General features: G+C 42.6%; 17 protein-coding genes, 1 other RNA gene and 1 pseudogene. 9 read left to right on the top strand and 10 right to left on the bottom strand.

Annotated features, from left to right (window positions below; all coding sequences use genetic code 11):
* Positions 1 to 9: 9 nt before the first annotated feature.
* Complete coding sequence (locus E2K74_RS12105; RefSeq protein ID WP_151207875.1) at positions 10 to 291, bottom strand: hypothetical protein; 282 nt, start codon at positions 289 to 291, stop codon at positions 10 to 12.
* A gap of 151 nt (positions 292 to 442) precedes the next feature.
* Positions 443 to 1,630: a phosphoglycerate kinase gene (locus E2K74_RS12110; RefSeq protein ID WP_151207877.1), complete on the bottom strand. Its 1,188-nt coding sequence runs from the start codon at positions 1,628 to 1,630 to the stop codon at positions 443 to 445.
* 139 nt (positions 1,631 to 1,769) lie between these two features.
* Between E2K74_RS12110 and E2K74_RS12115 the strand changes: the two genes are divergently transcribed.
* The 4 genes from E2K74_RS12115 (at position 1,770) to E2K74_RS12130 (ending at position 5,147) form a co-directional block, all read left to right on the top strand.
* A complete protein-coding gene (locus E2K74_RS12115; protein WP_151203769.1) occupies positions 1,770 to 2,153 on the top strand; it encodes a DUF2237 family protein in 384 nt (127 codons plus the stop codon).
* Positions 2,153 to 2,746, top strand: coding sequence for a Maf family protein (locus E2K74_RS12120; protein WP_151203771.1), 594 nt, complete (start codon positions 2,153 to 2,155; stop codon positions 2,744 to 2,746). Before E2K74_RS12115 ends, E2K74_RS12120 begins: the two co-directional genes overlap by 1 nt.
* Before the next feature lie 77 nt (positions 2,747 to 2,823).
* Positions 2,824 to 3,900, top strand: a complete 1,077-nt coding sequence (locus E2K74_RS12125; RefSeq protein WP_151207879.1) for an exodeoxyribonuclease VII large subunit — start codon at positions 2,824 to 2,826, stop codon at positions 3,898 to 3,900.
* Between the two features lie 77 nt (positions 3,901 to 3,977).
* Positions 3,978 to 5,147, top strand: coding sequence for a cupin domain-containing protein (locus E2K74_RS12130; RefSeq protein ID WP_151207881.1), 1,170 nt, complete (start codon positions 3,978 to 3,980; stop codon positions 5,145 to 5,147).
* A gap of 328 nt (positions 5,148 to 5,475) precedes the next feature.
* Here E2K74_RS12130 and E2K74_RS12135 read toward each other — a convergent pair whose 3' ends face one another.
* The 3 genes from E2K74_RS12135 to E2K74_RS12145 form a co-directional block, all read right to left on the bottom strand.
* On the bottom strand, positions 5,476 to 6,261 hold the full coding sequence (locus E2K74_RS12135; protein WP_151207883.1) for a glutathione S-transferase N-terminal domain-containing protein: 786 nt from the start codon (positions 6,259 to 6,261) through the stop codon (positions 5,476 to 5,478).
* A gap of 116 nt (positions 6,262 to 6,377) precedes the next feature.
* A complete protein-coding gene (gene rraA / locus E2K74_RS12140) occupies positions 6,378 to 6,887 on the bottom strand; it encodes a ribonuclease E activity regulator RraA (RefSeq protein ID WP_151207885.1) in 510 nt (169 codons plus the stop codon).
* A 5-nt stretch (positions 6,888 to 6,892) separates the two neighbouring features.
* Positions 6,893 to 7,564, bottom strand: a complete 672-nt coding sequence (locus E2K74_RS12145; protein WP_151207887.1) for a nucleoside-diphosphate sugar epimerase — start codon at positions 7,562 to 7,564, stop codon at positions 6,893 to 6,895.
* 214 nt (positions 7,565 to 7,778) lie between these two features.
* Between E2K74_RS12145 and rpsT the strand changes: the two genes are divergently transcribed.
* A complete protein-coding gene (gene rpsT, locus E2K74_RS12150) occupies positions 7,779 to 8,048 on the top strand; it encodes a 30S ribosomal protein S20 (RefSeq protein ID WP_151203782.1) in 270 nt (89 codons plus the stop codon).
* Between the two features lie 499 nt (positions 8,049 to 8,547).
* Here rpsT and E2K74_RS12155 read toward each other — a convergent pair whose 3' ends face one another.
* The 3 genes from E2K74_RS12155 to E2K74_RS12165 all read right to left on the bottom strand — a co-directional run bounded on the left by E2K74_RS12155 (position 8,548) and on the right by E2K74_RS12165 (position 13,301).
* Entirely contained in the window at positions 8,548 to 11,280 is a 2,733-nt protein-coding gene (locus E2K74_RS12155; RefSeq protein WP_151207889.1) for a M66 family metalloprotease, read from the bottom strand.
* Positions 11,281 to 11,651: 371 nt separating this feature from the next.
* Complete coding sequence (locus tag E2K74_RS12160; protein WP_151207891.1) at positions 11,652 to 12,389, bottom strand: histidine phosphatase family protein; 738 nt, start codon at positions 12,387 to 12,389, stop codon at positions 11,652 to 11,654.
* A gap of 60 nt (positions 12,390 to 12,449) precedes the next feature.
* Entirely contained in the window at positions 12,450 to 13,301 is an 852-nt protein-coding gene (locus tag E2K74_RS12165; RefSeq protein ID WP_151207893.1) for a 3'(2'),5'-bisphosphate nucleotidase CysQ, read from the bottom strand.
* Positions 13,302 to 13,314: 13 nt separating this feature from the next.
* Here E2K74_RS12165 and E2K74_RS12170 point away from each other — a divergent pair, with 13 nt between their 5' ends.
* The 4 genes from E2K74_RS12170 to E2K74_RS12185 all read left to right on the top strand — a co-directional run bounded on the left by E2K74_RS12170 (position 13,315) and on the right by E2K74_RS12185 (position 16,325).
* Complete coding sequence (locus E2K74_RS12170; protein WP_151207895.1) at positions 13,315 to 14,001, top strand: HAD-IA family hydrolase; 687 nt, start codon at positions 13,315 to 13,317, stop codon at positions 13,999 to 14,001.
* On the top strand, positions 13,994 to 14,434 hold the full coding sequence (locus E2K74_RS12175) for an RNA-binding S4 domain-containing protein (RefSeq protein WP_151203790.1): 441 nt from the start codon (positions 13,994 to 13,996) through the stop codon (positions 14,432 to 14,434). The genes E2K74_RS12170 and E2K74_RS12175 overlap by 8 nt, the downstream gene beginning before the upstream one ends.
* A gap of 145 nt (positions 14,435 to 14,579) precedes the next feature.
* On the top strand, positions 14,580 to 15,620 hold the full coding sequence (gene recA, locus E2K74_RS12180) for a recombinase RecA (RefSeq protein ID WP_151203792.1): 1,041 nt from the start codon (positions 14,580 to 14,582) through the stop codon (positions 15,618 to 15,620).
* Between the two features lie 90 nt (positions 15,621 to 15,710).
* The gene (locus E2K74_RS12185; protein WP_151207897.1) at positions 15,711 to 16,325 is read left to right on the top strand and encodes a regulatory protein RecX; all 615 of its coding nucleotides are present in this window, start codon (positions 15,711 to 15,713) and stop codon (positions 16,323 to 16,325) included.
* Positions 16,326 to 16,563: 238 nt separating this feature from the next.
* On the opposite strand, the gene ffs is transcribed toward E2K74_RS12185, so the two are convergent.
* An RNA gene (ffs, locus tag E2K74_RS12190) (signal recognition particle sRNA small type) lies at positions 16,564 to 16,660 on the bottom strand.
* A gap of 107 nt (positions 16,661 to 16,767) precedes the next feature.
* Positions 16,768 to 16,882 (bottom strand): annotated as a pseudogene (locus E2K74_RS12195) (IS5/IS1182 family transposase); the annotation flags it as partial.

Consider the following 16,882-nt stretch of genomic DNA (forward strand, 5'->3'; position numbering starts at 1 on the left):
GGGCTGAGCTTATGGAGCTACTGCTTCAGAACTTGCTGCTACTGACTCATCTGCGGTTGCTTCATCTGCTGGCGCATTGGCAACATCGGCTGGAATATCGGTATTTTTTTCATCCAGAACTGGCTTGTCAATGGCATCAATAGCAGCCTGTTGTTCCGCGCTGACCTGCTCTTCTGTCGTAGCGGCTGCCGAACTTTCAGCTTCAGCTACAGGCGCACTTTCCTTTTTTGCACAGGCAGTCAGTCCTAAAGATGCTGCCAGGAATACTGCCAAAGTGAGTTGTGATTTCATTCTTTACTCTCAATTTATTGTCCAATGGCTAAATTTTATGACAGATTTATTTCATTTTGATGACTACAGTATGAATAGCGATCCAGCCTGTCAAAAAGTTGACATAAAAAAAGCTGGCAGATAGCCAGCTTTTTTACACTATAAAATGCACTTAGGCACGTTCTAGCAGCACTGCAACTGCAGGCAAGGTTTTACCTTCTACAAACTCCAGGAAAGCCCCGCCACCTGTAGAAATATAACCAATTTTATCGGCAACTTCGTACTTGTCGATAGCAGCTAAAGTATCACCACCACCTGCAATTGAGAAACCTTCAGATTCAGCAATTGCTAAAGACAGGGTTTTGGTTCCTTCACCGAACTGATCTACTTCAAATACGCCTACTGGGCCATTCCAAAGTATTGTTTTAGAGGTTTTCAGGATGTCTGCAAAGGCTTTGGCTGTTTCTGGACCTACATCTAGAATCATGTCGTTATCTGCAACATCTTCAACCTTTTTCACAGTAGCTTCAGCCGCAGCCAATGAACCCAGGAAATCCTCAAAATTGATTTCAGCGGCATCTGCAACCACTACATCGGTTGGAAGCGGAACTGAAACTTTTGCTGCAATGGCTTTTGCAGTATCGATCAGGTCATTTTCACACAATGATTTACCTACGTTATAGCCTGCTGCTGCAAGGAAAGTATTGGCAATACCACCGCCAACAATCAGTTGATCACAAATGTCAGACAAGGATGTCAGTACATCAAGTTTGGTTGAAACTTTAGAACCTGCAACAATAGCCACCATTGGTTTTTCAGGCGTTTTTAGAGCACGGCCTAAAGCATCCAGTTCAGCTGCCAATAAAGGACCGGCAGCCGTAACTTTAGCTAGACGCGCTACGCCTTCAGTCGAAGCTTCTGCACGGTGAGCGGTACCAAACGCATCCATTACGAATACATCACAAAGCGCGGCATATTTTGCTGCAAGCTCAGGACTGTTCTTCTTTTCACCGACATTAAAACGGCAGTTTTCCAGCAGAACCACTTGGCCTGGCGCAACGTCAACACCATCCAAATAATCCTTATACAGTTTGACTTCCTGACCCAAAGCATCTGTCAGATAAGCAGCTACAGGCGCGAGAGACTGTTCAGCTTTAGGCTCACCTTCAACTGGACGACCAAGGTGAGAATAGACCATTACGGCAGCGCCTTTTTCAACAGCTGCTTTAATTGTTGGCAATGCCGCACGAAGACGCGCATCGCTGGTGATCACACCATTTTTAACAGGAACGTTTAAATCTTCACGGATTAAAACACGCTTACCCGCTAAATCCAGGTCAGTCATACGCTGAAAGTTCATGTAGAGCTCACTTTATAGATATTCAAACCCGGCGATTTTAAATGATTATGTAGAAAAAGGTTAGCATCTTTTGCAGAAAACATTATAAATACCAAAGTTTTGTTATGATAGAAAAAAGCTTTTTGCAGATTCAGCAGTTATGTCGATACATCCTGATCCTAATCTTAATCGTTTAAATGTCCTGGGCGAGCCTTTGGCCAGTTGTTGTTATGCTCCGATTACTGGTTATTTCCGTAATGGTTTTTGCCATACCGCCACTACCGATCTCGGGCAGCACACGGTTTGCGCGCAAATGACCTCAGAATTTTTAAATTTTTCCCAAAAAATTGGCAATGATCTAATTACCCCTTTACCTGAAGTAGATTTCCCGGGACTACAGCCAGGTGATTTCTGGTGTATCTGCGTCACACGCTGGGTAGAAGCCTATGAAGCAGGCAAAGCTCCCCCGGTAAAACTGCAAGCCTGTCACAAAGCCGTACTTGCCTATGTACCTTTAAATATCCTTGAGGAATATGCTGTCTAATGAATGCTGCACCGATTATCCTGGCCTCTTCCAGCCAAACCCGTAAAGAGTTGATGGATCGTTTACATATTGACTATATCGCCATGGTACCGGACATTGATGAAACACCTCGCGGTGAAAATCATGCAGATGATCTGGCCAAACGCCTAGCCTATGAAAAAGCCAGACATATTTCCGAACAGCACCCTGAAGCGATTGTCATTGGCTCAGATCAGGTCGCATGGCGCGAAGGTGCACCGGATATTTTTATTGGCAAACCGCTCACTCCTAAAAAAGCCATTCATCAGCTGCAAGCCAACTCGGACAAGATTGTGTATTTTAGTACCGCACTGAGTGTACAACAACAATCTACCGGTTTTGAACACACCTTAATTGAACATCATAAAGTCAAATTCCGTAAACTTTCACAAACTGAAATTGAGCGCTACATTGAAATTGAACAACCATTGCATTGTGCCGGTAGCTTTAAATGCGAAAGTTTAGGCATTAGCCTGTTTGAAGAAATGATCGGTCAGGATCATACCACCTTAATGGGTATGCCAATGATCCAGCTCTGCAAGATTTTGCGTGAACTTAATATTTTAGTGCCTTAAATCAAAGCTCGCCATTTGCGATATGAATAACTTTCTTCATATCGCAACAAGCCAAAATAACCGATTGTTATAGTCTTATGCATCAAAAATTAACTGTTAAAGAGTTTCATAACTTTAGTCAGGGAAAACTTCAAGCTTTAGAAGCATTTATAAGTAGTCAGGCACTAGAGTCCTTTGTCATTGTCGCCCAAATCAATCAACTCAATGATTCACGCCAGCGAGCTAAAGAAAAAAAGCAGAATGTACTGTATCAACTTTTATTACAAGATGGACCGCATCAACTTAAAGCGCGTGCAAGTATCAAAGTTATTCCAGATAATATTGGTGATGGTATTGTAGTACGTGCAATTTGCCAGTGTCAGCCCGTTCTGAATATGCATGACTGTCTGGTTACAGAAGCAAATATTGTAAAAATTGAACCTGCAAGCCCAGAAGAAGGACTATATGTAGATCAGACGAGCATTTTGCTTAAAAGTTTAACCTATGTACATCAACCCTTTCCTAAAAAAAACTATCCTAAAGTTTGTCTGATCTACTCCAACTCTAGTTCCGCTCAAGTACATCAGGATTTCTTACATGGCCTTAACTATCAGATTAATTATATTGAGTTAATAGAAAAGAAAATCAGCTTTAGCAATGTAGCTGAACTGAGCCAAACCATTTCTGAAGCAAAAGCAGATATTTTGGTGATTATTCGCGGAGGGGGTGATACTAAAGCATTAGAAAGTTTTGATCACCCTGATGTTATTCGTGCTCTTGCCTCAAGTGCTACTTTTCGTATTACAGGAATTGGACATTCTTCAGATCGAAATTTAATTAATCTTTTTGCAGACTACACCGCAATTACCCCTACCGATGCAGGTAGTTATTTAAAAAAAATGCTGTATCAAAAATTTATCCAACATAAAAAAGAAAAAGAAAATGAAGAATTAATCCTCTCTCTACAGCAGCAACTGCAAACAGAAAAAGAGCAAGCTCAAGACCTGACTAAGAAACTTGATCATCTACACAGCACTCTTACTCAAATTGATCGTCGCCTGGAGCAGGTAGCCCAACCCGATAATTCCTCCCAAAAAAGGCTCATTATTCAGTGTACTTTATTCTCTACCCTACTCATTCTCGTGCTGCTGTTTTTACAAAATAACTATTTGTGAAAATAATGCGGCTTTAGATGAAAGAATTATCCCGTCTAAATGCTATGATTTAAAAAATTAATTTCTTCAGGCTTTTTATGTCCCACTCCTTAGATGTGTTAGGCGGTATCACCGCTGAACAATTCCTTGCCGAATACTGGCAGAAAAAACCCCTTCTGGTCCGTAATGCGATGCCTGAAATCGTAGGTTTACTCGAACCCAGCGATGTGATGGAACTGGCTTTAGAAGAAAATATCACTGCCCGCCTTATCAAGCAAAAAGACCGTGATCCAAACCAGTGGTCGGTTAAATCTTCGCCACTTTTAAAAGCAGACTTCCAGAAGATGCCTAAGCTCTGGACACTTTTAATTCAAGCAGTTGATCATTATTCTTTTGACCTTTCTGGACTGTGGAAAAAATTTTCCTTTATTCCGCAATGGCGCCGTGATGACATTATGGTGTCGTATGCTCCCAAAGGTGGTTCTGTAGGTAAACATTTCGATTTTTATGATGTTTTTCTGGTACAGGGTTATGGCCACCGTCGCTGGCAACTGGGCCAAATGTGTGATGCTGAAACAGAGATGGTTCCCGGCCAGCCACTTAAATTACTCCCTGAGATTGAGGTTAACTTTGATGAGGTTTTGGCACCGGGTGATTTATTGTATGTTCCGCCCGGGCTTGCGCATTACGGCGTTGCAGAAGATGACTGCTTAACATTTTCCTTCGGTTTTCGTATGCCAAATGTCAGTGACATGATGGATCGTGTCGGTGACAAGTTTGCAGAAAATGAGGTTTTGCGTAATCCATTAGTCGATATTGTCCGTGACCAGATCAGTGCTGCCGGGGAAGTTACCCCCCTTGAGCTGGAATACTTAAAAGACAAGATCATGGAGCAACTGCACAATTCAAATGTGCTGGAAGATGCCATCATGAGCCTGATGTCCGAACCAAAGTATGAAGAGAACATTCCGGAAGCTGAAGAAATTGGTACTGGAGATCTGGAAGAGGCGCTCGACCAGGGTTATAGCATTCTACTGGAGCCCGCTTCACGTCTGCTATATACCGAGGAAGATAGTGAAGTTCTCTTCTGGGCCAATGGTGAAGGAATCTGCATTTCTGAGGCTTTTACCGAAAAGCTTAAACAGCTGGCAAATGGCGAATCTGTAGCATTAGATCTAGATTTTGCCGATGAGGACATGCTGGAAGATCTGGCAGATTTATTGAATGAGTCTATTTTAATGCTGGTTCCGCCTGCTGACGAAATATAGTTTCATTGCTGCCCGTTCTAAAGAGGATCAATTGGTCCTCTTTTTTTATTACCAGAAATCTTTTTAATTTCAAACACCAAGCAGATTCTATACTTTAAAGACAGCCATTCGTCGAGTTAAGGTTTATTTATGCTTAGGCTATTTTTAAGATAAGCACTTGAGGCTTATTTATTTTTAAGTGATTTATATCATCCAAACCAGCATTTTTAAAGTGTCTTTATTGGCTATCCGTAATTGTAAAGCTTTATCGAAGGTAAAATGCCACTCCTCTACTTGAGTGGCATACACCTGTATAAAGTGGAATTTTCAAAGCATTTCTCATGCAATGCTAAGCGGCAGCGCCATATTGCTGTTTTAAATATTTCACAATATCCGCTGATTCAAACAGGCTAACTCCAGTATTTGGGTCAACCAGATAAGGCACCTGAATATTATCGCCCATAACTTTCAGCACTTGTTCGCGCTTACCACCCGCCAAAGGTTCATATTTCCCCGGTTTTAAGCGCAGCTTGGCAAGCCCCTGATCCTGCCAGCGCTCTTTAGCAACATTATGAAAAATAAAAGGGATTTCCAGTTCGCTCAAAACGCCACGTACGATTCGGGTATAGGGACTGGCTTCAAATCCCCATAACTCCAATAACTGCTCAGGCGCAGGCCTGCCTTTGGCCTTTGGATTGGCCATGCCCCCTCTTAATCCATTTATGACTGTGCCAGCAATAGCAGCTACAGGAATTTTTGGATAATACGCATATTTCTTTGGTGTTTTTCCAGTTTTGCCATAGTGTTTAAACAAATGATGAATAATGTCTTGAGATTCATACAACTTGTCGCCGGTATTTTCATCCACTAAAAAAGGAAACTGGAGCTTTCCTCCGAGTGCTTGTACGACAGGCCGGAAATGGGTACCACCGCGTGGACAAGGATAAACCTCATAATCCAGATTCAGCAGAGTCATCACTTCACGTACACGCCGACAAAACGGCGACCCTTCATATTCATATAGTTTTAAAGGCTGGTCCGGCTGATTTGGAAAAGGTGTACCTGTGGTACCTCGTCCGCCTTGGGTAAAGGCCGATGCCAATGCTTGAACAACCTTGATTTGATGACCCAGCATATTTTTCTCCTGTTTTTGTTTTAATCATCCTACAAGACAGACTCTCATGATTCTGTCTTGTATCTTTATCTTATAGCTTGGTTTTGTAATTCTTTTACAGTCTGTCTAGGCTATTTTTAAGCCACTAAAGAGCTTTTGGACAGCACAATACCATTATTGTCAGCATAAACATATTCGCCTGGATTAAAAGTTACCCCGCCAAAATACAGCGGCACATCTACCTCTCCAAGGCCTTTACGGTTACTTTTTTGTGGAATGGATGCCAATGCCTGTACCCCCAGGTTCAGCTCAGCAATTGCATCCACATCACGGATGCAACCATAGATAATGACACCATTCCAGTGATTCTTAACTGCTGAGTCAGCAATCAGGTCTCCCATTAATGCACAGCGCATGGAAGCACCACCATCCACCACCAACACTTTGCCAGTACCATCCGTTGCCAGGAGTTCTTTGACCCGTGAGTTATCTTCAAAGCATTTCACTGTAACGACCTGCCCACCAAAGGTCTTGCGAGCACCATAGCTTTTGAAGAACTTTCCATCCAGACATGGTGTTAGGACTTGTAACTCCAGATCCGGATGATCATCTAATAAATCACAGGTGACAAATGGTACTGTAGACACGATATTTAGCCTCTTTTCATTTTTTGAATATATAAATTATCATAAATTTCAAACTTTACCGTTTGAGTTCGTGCTGCCTCGACCATAGTATGAGCCACTTGGGCGGCTGTCACCGGCTTATATTGAAAAGTATCGGGGATAAAATTTGAGATCTTATGATAGATCTGTTGCGCTGTATCTTCCAGAAAACGCGGCTCTTCGCGCTCGCCAAGTAAAAGTGAGGGGCGAATCAGGCTAATTCTGTCCAGAGACAGACTTTGAACATATTCTTCCAGCTCACCCTTGACCCGATTGTAATAAAATAGCGATTGCGGATTTGCACCCATCGCACTCAGCAACAAATAATGAGCCTCGGTCTGCTGAAGCAATTCTGCAAAATGGGCATTAATCGTGTAATCAATATCGTAAAAACTCTGTCTGGAACCGGCTTTTTTTATGGTCGTACCCAGACAACTAAAGCCGTGAGTATGCCCGCTTACATCCTGATCATTTAGCATCAGAAAGTCTTCAAGTACCAGCTGGCGCACTTTATTGAAGCTGTCCCAGTCTGTCTGATAATGCCTGACTACAGCAGTAATCTGCTCGCAACTTGGCTCAACTTGCAGGTCCTGTATGAGTTGTTTTCCGACCAGTCCACTGGCGCCAATCACCATAGGATGAGTTATTGATTTAGTCATTTTTTATACGATCTCCTCAGTGGAATACTAATCTAACGTTTTCTTTAGAGTTTTTCTGCATCTAAAATGTTGCCAAAGCATGTCAAGACTTGACTTCGGTGCTTAGTTTAATCAAAATATGGCACTTGTTTACGGGCTGGTGATAGTTCTTCTGATGTTGGTTTTCAGTTGAGTTTCAGCCCGCCCAGACCAATCTATTTCAAGGAGTGCACGAGTGGCAAACTCTGCTCAAGCTAAAAAACGTGCTCGTCAAAACGTTAAAGCACGCAAACACAACGCAAGCTTGCGTTCTATGGTTCGTACCTATCTTAAACGCACAGTAGCTGCTATTGCTGCTGGCGACTATGCGGTTGCTTCTGAAGCTTACAAAAAAGCTGTTCCAGTAATCGACCGTATGGCTGATAAAGGTATCATCCATAAAAATAAAGCAGCTCGTCATAAGAGCCGTTTAAATGCGCAAGTTAAAGCTTTGGCTGCTAACTAATCGCGATACAAAAAAAGCCCATTAGGGCTTTTTTTGTATCTAAAATTCAATTAAGCTCAATTAGCTCTTAAAAAAAACACAATAATAAAACGAGTTTTTAACCTGGAATAGTTTAATTTTACATCGCCGAGCACTTATTTCTTCATTCAAAATAAAAGTACTGTTAAATTTTATGAAAATATTTTTGCTGCCCTGTAGTGTCGCGTTTTTTCTATTTTTTTATACATAAGCAGCAAGGTGAGTTGGATATGATCCGACTGACTGTACTCAGTATCTTCACTCTTGAAGTGATGATGTAGATTAATATTGATTGTTCCTCTCAACTCTTACAAAATCAAAAAATGACTCATCCAATCATTTAAAACTTAAGAGCCAGAAATCAAAATAAATCAGCTTCAACCCCGCTGCTAGTTTCTAACTGGTAACTATACTTCCTAAATAAAAGTTATCAAAAAAACAAGCCCTTAAAGAGCTTGTTTTTTCTTAATCTAGCGAAAACTTAGTGGGTTACTGGCGGTTCTAAAGAGGCGGCTTTATTCTGCAAATATTTTGCATATAAATCCAGGCTAAATGGCTTGGCTGTCGCCAAAATCAAACTGGAACTTGGTGTTAGCGTACTCCATACCTGGGCAGCGGTATTATTACAAGCATAGCGTAACAGGTTAGTCCGGTTATTGGTTAAATAACCATTTCCAAGATCGAAACACTGCCCTGCTTGAATAATCGTAGAGTTCTCTGGCTTCATGGTCCAGATTTGATTGCTATTATTAGCGTCACATACCGCCAGAATCACTTTTGCATAGCTGCCAGTACTGGTGACACACTGACCCGGATCTTTCGCAGAGTGAATTCGGCCCGATACATCAAACATCCATTGCTCTGTTAAATCTCCCGTACAGGCACTCGGTCCACTAATATAAAGATTAAGCGAACCATCCGTCAGTGTTTCAGTTTTCAGACAGTTCTTGCCATTATTTTTAATTGGCATTGCCCCAGCAAGAATATTGTCATTGTTCAGCCCCAACCTAACCATGAGTTTTTCAAATGAAGTTATGGCCTGTGCTTTTCCAGCAGAGAAATCTTGCTGATAAGCTGCAATCCAGCGATCAAAGCGCGGAACAATATTCTGCTGGTGCTGATAACGTATCAACTGCTGTCGGGCCAGAGGACTCAGTTTATCCATATGATCGGTATAGGAGTCAGCAATCAGCTGCTGCTGTGCATTTAAATTGATGACCGTACTGGCTGCCTGAGCTTCCAAGGCTTCCTCTAGGGCAGGCAGTTCTATTGCCCGCAGCGCACTATAGCCGGCCTGACGACCAATCTTAACGGCTGGCTTAATGGCGTCAGGATAAGTTTTAATCTCAAGGTGTGACAGCTGCTTGGCTTCTTCACCCGCATTTTTGCAATATAAATCTACCGTTTTCGGCTGATCGGAGATAGCCAGATTCACATGCAATTTATTTGCATTGGAGCCTAAACGAGAAGGCGCCAGCGCTACAGTTTTTGTATGCGATAGATAGTGGACCTTTAACCAGCAGGCTGCATTTTCAGATGATAGATCTGCTTCTGGAAGATTAAAGACATTTCCCCAGTTCCCGCGTGCTTCCGGGTAAAGCAAGCCCACCTGATTTACCGGGTCATACCCCCCTAAAATCGTAAATACCGGCACACCGAACAAACGTGGCTTTAAGTAATAACCATCTGGACGATTAAACCAGACGGCGTTCATCTTGGCAGGAATCTGAGGTTGATAAGCCTCCATTGTCCTGGTTTGTTTATTCCAGGTCTTATAACCTGTCGGTGATGTTTCATCCCAGACTGCACGGTCAAAATGTGGCTGAATTCTTAAATAGGTGCTATAGCCCGTATAATGGGTATAGTTGGATATGGTGCTGTCCGGATAGCCTCCCGCCATAGAGTCTGTACCATAGCGGAACAGATTTAAAAAGTTTGGAATACCATTTGAACCATCACGCAAACTTGACGAGCTCCAGCTCAAATTACCACGCATCTTGTTACGATAGCTTATATATCCCCATCCGCTATCTGCATGATGGGCAGTTAAAAAGTCATTGACCGTATCCTGATCAATTTGCACACGCCCAGGATAATGCCCCAAACCATAGTGATGTCCAATCTCATGACTGAATTCATTTCCTATAGAATCATATAAAGTCAGCATGCCATTCCCACCACTCAGGCCATGGCTACTTTCACCATTGGTATATTTACCCCGCGAGTGATGGGCCACGACACTTTGCGTCAACTGAGGCTGTGCCTGACTGGCCATTGAAGCACTGGTAATGCCCCAGTTAGCCAGATTAATTCCTACACTAAATGTAGATTTCCCGACATTCTCACGCATATCCCCACTGTAAACATCCCCACTTCCTGCACTGCCCGTATTCTTATCATAAATGACACCTGACGCAATCATGACTTTATCCAGACTAATGTCATCATATTTGGCCACGGTCATGTGTGCCGCAGGAATCGTCTGAAAATAATCCGTACCCGATTTTTCCGGCTCTAGCAGCATTTTATGACCACCAGAAACAGGTGCATCGGTTAACATTCCGATACGGATATTGTTGAGTACCAGTTCTCCTGGCGCAGCAAAATCAATCGCTTCTTCAGCGAGTTCACCGCTACGGTTTTTCGAGTCACTGAAACGTAATTTCAGACCAGGCTTAACTTCATTCCAGTTTAATCGGACTGACCAGGCACGCTTACTATATTGTAAAGATGGACGGGTACCTTGTCCTTTCTGATCTGATGCAGGAATTCTGGTCGGATCTGCCAGCTTTACAGTACGCAGCAGCTGATTACCTTGATAAATATCAACTTGAAGTGAAGTAATATCCTGCATTTCAGCCACAGGCGTAACCAGTAGCAAAGCTTCTTTTTCACTGGTTAATCTTGGCATCTGTTTGGCTTCATTCCCATTCGGATCAACAACATGCTGCTGACCAAACTGCACCATCGCTTGAAACTCACCCTTTAGATCATGACGTATCGTTCGAGTTTTGGATTCCGCATCATAATCATAAAAACCCAATGTATTGGCATAGCTCGCATCTACAGTCGGTTCTGGATAAAGTTCATTCGGATTCTGGTTTCCTCCCTGATCTGCATTCTGATCATTTTCCCCGCCCCCACATGCGACCAACATGAGCGATAATACACATACACTTAAATAACTATGTGAACACCTGATCACATTTTTCATATTAAACCCCCACTAAAAGCACAAAAAACCCCAAAAGGTAGACTTATTTTAATAAATAAAATCAACAACTTATATAAGATACAATCATATTTATACGCAGCTTCATTTGCAATCGGTTATTGTCTGATAAACAAAAAATATGAATGAAAATTGATGGAGCCAAATGAGTAAAATGTGTCATGGAACATTTTTTATTATCAGACAGTGAGCGGATTAAAAGTATTGCGTTTTTAAGTTACGCTGTTACCGAACCAGATTTTTTAATAATGGAAACTTTGATCGCCTGGAATCCAGACAGCAAAATACAAAAAGCCCGATAACATCATGTATCAAGCTTTTTAAAATACGAAAAACGTAGAAAGAATAAAAAGTTAGAGATTTAAGTTTTTAAAATCCTGAATATTTAATTCTGAAACCTTACCACGCCAGATCCATTTCAGCTTAGACTCCAAAAATACATCTCCCTCAAACCACACAAACAGCCCTTCCATCATTTCCGGCCAGTCCTCGCGACTTACTTCCTGCCGACCGGACATCACTGCAATCATGGCTGCCAGAATAGTATCGTGGCTCACAGCAAGGCTCACAGCATACTTATTTTGTGGATGAGTGTTATAAATTAACTCCAATACATCCACTACGCCACGAATCGGATGTTTCATTCCCGGCAAAGCATTATTGACGAAGCTGTTAATAAAACCCAGCGCTCCCTGTTTAGCAAAATAAGGGCCGGCTTGCTGAATATCCAATACAAAGCTTCCCGGCTCGACCAGCAGCCCTTGCTCAATAATTTCAATCCGATGAGTATTCGGCTCAGCTGTAACTCCATCCGCGCCTTCAATCATTAAGGCGGCAGTATCAATACAGCGCTGGATCGGACTGGAAATGCAATGCTGGATAATACGATCTGTCTGATCGGCCAGATAAGCCCCCCATTCCTGTGCCAGTTCTCTTCCCTGCTCAGTCAACTGTAGATCATAGCCTGCCAGCCCTTGGCCCTGGACATTTTCACGGATCGAGTGACGTGTGAACAAGGTGACCGGGGTCTGTCCATCAGGTAATAAATCTATAGCACTTAACATGCTAGGTGGAAGCAGCTTTAGGGACACGTCTTGACCAGTTCCATTTGTGAAGGATTATCCTTCACTATAACATGCTCAGGATTTTGCTCAATGCTTGGACTGCATATCGCTCAATGCCTTTAAGGCAAGCATTTTCATCTTGTGATTCTTATAAGCAATAAATCCGCCATTCAGCAAGGTCTCACGCTGGTTATAAATGAATGGCCGCCCTTCCAGGTCGATCAGGCCACCACCGATTCGTTCGATCATGCACTGGCCAGCACTGGTATCCCATTCAGCAGTTGGGTGAAATCGGGGATAAATATCCACCTGATCTTCCAGCATCATACAGAACTTGTAAGCACTGCCTGCCTTAAACTCGCTATATGAAGTGAATTTAGCCAAGCTTTGCAGATATTCAACATATTTCGGCTTCTGCTGGCTACTCTGACTCAAACCAATATATACAGCCTGATGATCCGTCGCCGCTTCATAGCTGAACCATACATTATGGTGAATATCATATTTCAACGGCATGCCGTGCTCGGGGCAGAAATAAATCAGCTGCTGAGCCGGAACAGCCAATATGGCGAAGGTAGTTAAGCCCCCCCTCACCAGACTCAAGTTAATGGTAAATTCAGGCCGCTGGTGCAAAAACTCTTTGGTTCCATCTAAAGGATCAAGCAACCAGAATTCCGACCATCCATGACGCTGATCCTGATGACCTTCTTCCGACAATAACGGTAACTCCGATATATCTGCCAAGGCTTGAGTCAGATATTTATTCACCCGAAAATCTGCTTGTGTCACCGGAGAATCATCACTTTTCTTGACAATATCAAATGCAGCACCCGAGCAATAAAGCTGATATTCTTCTCGCAAAATTTCACAAGCCTGTGTCAAGATGGGCACAAGCTGCAAAATCATGGGATCTTGTGGTGTTATTGTCGTTTTAAACATAGAAAACCTTAATATGTCGAATTGCTCAGAAAAACCGGCCGTTTTTTTTGATATGGACGGTACCTTGCTTGATCTTGCCTATGATGATTTCATCTGGAACGAATTATTACCAGTACGTTATGCTGAAACACATGGCTGTAGCCTGGAACAAAGCCGCGCTACCCTGTATGCCTTCTATCAACAACACAATCATACCCTAAACTGGTACTCTTCAAGCTTCTGGACGGCTAAAGTTGGAGTCGACGTCCTGGCCATGCAAATAGAATATAAACATAAAGTGGCTTTGCGTCCTTATTGCCTTGAATTGCTCGACTATCTGAAAAGTAACGATTATCCGATCTGGCTGACCACGAATGCCGACTGTGCCAGTCTGGCGTTTAAACTCGAACAAATGAATTTAAAAGATTATTTTGATGTGATTGTCAGCTCGGAAAGCATAGGACATGCCAAAGAGTTTGTAGAATTCTGGCAAGGTTTAAATGCCCTGCATCCTTTTAATCCAGAGCAGGTTTATTTTATTGATGATACCGAAAAAGTCCTGAATGGTGCCCGTGCTTACGGGATTCAGAACCTGTTTAGCATCCAGCAACCCTCGTCTGGCAAAGTTGCACGCGAGACTTGCAATTATCCGATGCTGCACCAATTAACAGAACTGATCACCCATTTAAATCAGACTGAGGTAAGCAAGCAATATGCGTAAATCGTCTTTACCTGAAGATGCGGTAGGCATGCGTATAGACAAATGGCTGTGGGCGGCACGTTTTTTTAAAACCCGTTCAATTGCCAAAAATGCTATTGAGGGAGGCAAAGTCCACCATAATGGCGAACGGGTTAAAGTATCACGCGAAGTCCGTGTCGGAATGGAGTTGACGATTCAGCAAGGCATCGACAAGAAAACGGTAGTCGTGAAAGAACTTTCCGATGTACGCGGTCCTGCGCCAGTTGCACAGAAACTTTATGAAGAAACTGAAGTCAGTATTGCACGCCGGGAATTGATTGCATCACAAAGAAAGTTGCATAATCTAGCCCGTCCCGATCATCGGCCGAGCAAAAAAGACCGTCGGGACATCAGTAAATTCAGAAATGAAAATAGTCAGAACTTTGACCAGCAGTGGTCATATAATGATGATTAAATATAAGCGTCAGAATGTGTCGCAACACACCTGACATTGATAGAATAGCAAGGCATTTTCTGTCACCATACACTTGTGGAACGAAGCTCTAATTTAAGACATCCACTTGAGTACTAAGTTTGTGACATCGTATTGAGGTTATAAGATGGATGAGAATAAAAATAAGGCGCTTAATGCTGCCTTAAGCCAAATTGAAAAACAGTTTGGTAAAAACACAGTGATGCGTCTTGGTGACAATACCGTGCAGGCAGTTGAAGCTGTATCTACAGGTTCATTAACGCTTGATATTGCACTCGGTATTGGTGGTTTACCGAAAGGCCGTATTATCGAGATTTATGGTCCTGAATCTTCAGGTAAGACCACGATGACCCTGCAAGCGATTGCTGAGTGTCAAAAAGCAGGCGGCACATGTGCATTTATCGATGCCGAGCACGCGCTTGATCCTCAATACGCCCGTAAACTTGGTGTAGATATTGATAACCTATTGGTCTCTCAACCCGATCATGGTGAACAGGCACTTGAGATTGCAGATATGCTGGTACGCTCTGGCGCAATTGACATGATCGTTGTCGACTCCGTGGCTGCCCTAACCCCTCGCGCCGAAATTGAAGGCGAAATGGGCGACTCACACATGGGCCTGCAAGCACGTTTGATGAGCCAGGCACTGCGTAAAATTACCGGTAATGCCAAACGTTCAAACTGTATGGTCATTTTCATTAACCAGATCCGTATGAAAATTGGTGTGATGTTTGGTAGCCCGGAAACCACGACTGGTGGTAACGCACTGAAGTTCTATGCTTCTGTACGTCTGGATATTCGTCGTATCGGTCAGGTCAAAGAAGGTGACGAGATTATTGGTTCTGAAACCAAAGTCAAAGTTGTGAAAAACAAAATGGCGCCTCCGTTCAAAGAAGCCCTGTTCCAGATTCTGTATGGTAAAGGCGTAAACCATCTAGGTGAACTGATCGACCTTGCCGTACAGCAAGAAATCGTACAAAAAGCCGGTGCATGGTATTCATATCAAGGCGACAAGATTGGTCAAGGTAAGAACAACACGATTCGCTACCTGGAAGAACATAAAGAAATGGCTAAAACCATTGAAAAGCTGATTCGGGAGCAACTGCTTACCAAAGCCGTAATCACTGAAGAAGATGATAAAGAAGAAGCAGATCTTTTAGATGCCTAATCTATTATTTGTTTAGTCTTTAAACACCATCCAGAGCGCCCTACGGGGCGTTTTGTTATGATGGACTGGTTTACTTTATTCGAGATCAGCATGTCGGACGCAAAATTCAGTAAGCTCTTGGACTATGAAGCGATTAAGCAGCAGTTTGGTGATACTGAAGATTCAGTACACACCTCAACTGTTCCGTCTCAAGTTTTGCCAGAATTTGATCCGGAAGACAGTTTATTTGGACAGCCGGATAAGCAAGAGAAAAAACCAGGCCTTAGCGGCTCTCGTCTGCGTTCTTATGCCTTTGCCGTCTTAACCCGCAAGGAATATTCCAAAGCTGAGCTGATCGAAAAACTGGCGCTTTATGCAGAAGATCGTAATGAGGTCATCGCTTTGGTCGATGAGCTTGCAAAAGAAAATTACCAGAGCGACCAGCGTGTCGCTGAAATCATGCTATCAAGTCAAAAGCGCAAAGGCAAAGGCCCCAATCAAATTAAAATGAAGCTTAAAAGCAAGAAAATTGATACTACTTTGATTTCCGAAGAGCTCAAGGAAACTGACTGGGTACAACAGGCTTATGAGCTTAAACTTAAAAAATATGGGCCAGAAGTCAGCAAAGACCCCAAACTTAAGGCTAAACAGATCCGCTTTCTGATGTATCGTGGTTTTGAAATGGATGCGATCATAAAAGCCATTAGCCGCAAGCCTGAAGACTAACCCTATTCTTTCTTCAATATATTGATTTACTCAGCTTTCCAGTTCTTAACTTTAGTCCTACTAATTTCTACTCATTCAATGATGATACATCTTTCAGACGAAACACTGAGGTGTTGATAGAGCAATAAAATTAAATAAAAAATGCGATAGGTAGGTTTTACATAGAAGAGCTTAAATCTAATCGGATAAATGAGATTGCGAATATGTATAATTTTTATAATTAAATATATGGTGGCAACCCTACCAGCAAAGCTTCGGCACATCACAGTTCTATTACCGTTGCTACCTTCCGGTCCTGGCGGGGTTCATAGAGTGCAATTGCGAAGTAACCGGCAGGGCTACCATTGCAGGAACAGAGTATAAAGATTTTTAAGGAAGTTGCAAGTACTTGTATTTAAAATTAGCTCACAAGCTATCCGTTTGATTACTTTAGGGCGTGTCCTCATTTGGCTTTACACCAAATAAACATGCAAGCAATGTAAATCATAGACTGATAATTTCGTGCAAGCTTATCAAATCGGGTAGCAATAGCACGGAAATGTTTTAATCTCGCAAAT

Origin of the sequence: Acinetobacter sp. RF15B (genome assembly GCF_007558235.1) — a bacterium.
In the GTDB taxonomy this organism is placed as follows: domain Bacteria; phylum Pseudomonadota; class Gammaproteobacteria; order Pseudomonadales; family Moraxellaceae; genus Acinetobacter; species Acinetobacter lwoffii_C.

Bases quoted from the DNA above. Each gene is read 5' to 3' on its own strand.
- E2K74_RS12105 (WP_151207875.1), bottom strand. From the start codon at position 291: ATGAAATCACAACTCACTTTGGCAGTATTCCTGGCAGCATCTTTAGGA.
- E2K74_RS12110 (WP_151207877.1), bottom strand. From the start codon at position 1,630: ATGAACTTTCAGCGTATGACTGACCTGGATTTAGCGGGTAAGCGTGTT.
- E2K74_RS12115 (WP_151203769.1), top strand. From the start codon at position 1,770: ATGTCGATACATCCTGATCCTAATCTTAATCGTTTAAATGTCCTGGGC.
- E2K74_RS12120 (WP_151203771.1), top strand. From the start codon at position 2,153: ATGAATGCTGCACCGATTATCCTGGCCTCTTCCAGCCAAACCCGTAAA.
- E2K74_RS12125 (WP_151207879.1), top strand. From the start codon at position 2,824: ATGCATCAAAAATTAACTGTTAAAGAGTTTCATAACTTTAGTCAGGGA.
- E2K74_RS12130 (WP_151207881.1), top strand. From the start codon at position 3,978: ATGTCCCACTCCTTAGATGTGTTAGGCGGTATCACCGCTGAACAATTC.
- E2K74_RS12135 (WP_151207883.1), bottom strand. From the start codon at position 6,261: ATGCTGGGTCATCAAATCAAGGTTGTTCAAGCATTGGCATCGGCCTTT.
- E2K74_RS12145 (WP_151207887.1), bottom strand. From the start codon at position 7,564: ATGACTAAATCAATAACTCATCCTATGGTGATTGGCGCCAGTGGACTG.
- E2K74_RS12155 (WP_151207889.1), bottom strand. From the start codon at position 11,280: ATGAAAAATGTGATCAGGTGTTCACATAGTTATTTAAGTGTATGTGTA.
- E2K74_RS12165 (WP_151207893.1), bottom strand. From the start codon at position 13,301: ATGTTTAAAACGACAATAACACCACAAGATCCCATGATTTTGCAGCTT.
- E2K74_RS12170 (WP_151207895.1), top strand. From the start codon at position 13,315: ATGTCGAATTGCTCAGAAAAACCGGCCGTTTTTTTTGATATGGACGGT.
- E2K74_RS12175 (WP_151203790.1), top strand. From the start codon at position 13,994: ATGCGTAAATCGTCTTTACCTGAAGATGCGGTAGGCATGCGTATAGAC.
- recA (WP_151203792.1), top strand. From the start codon at position 14,580: ATGGATGAGAATAAAAATAAGGCGCTTAATGCTGCCTTAAGCCAAATT.
- E2K74_RS12185 (WP_151207897.1), top strand. From the start codon at position 15,711: ATGTCGGACGCAAAATTCAGTAAGCTCTTGGACTATGAAGCGATTAAG.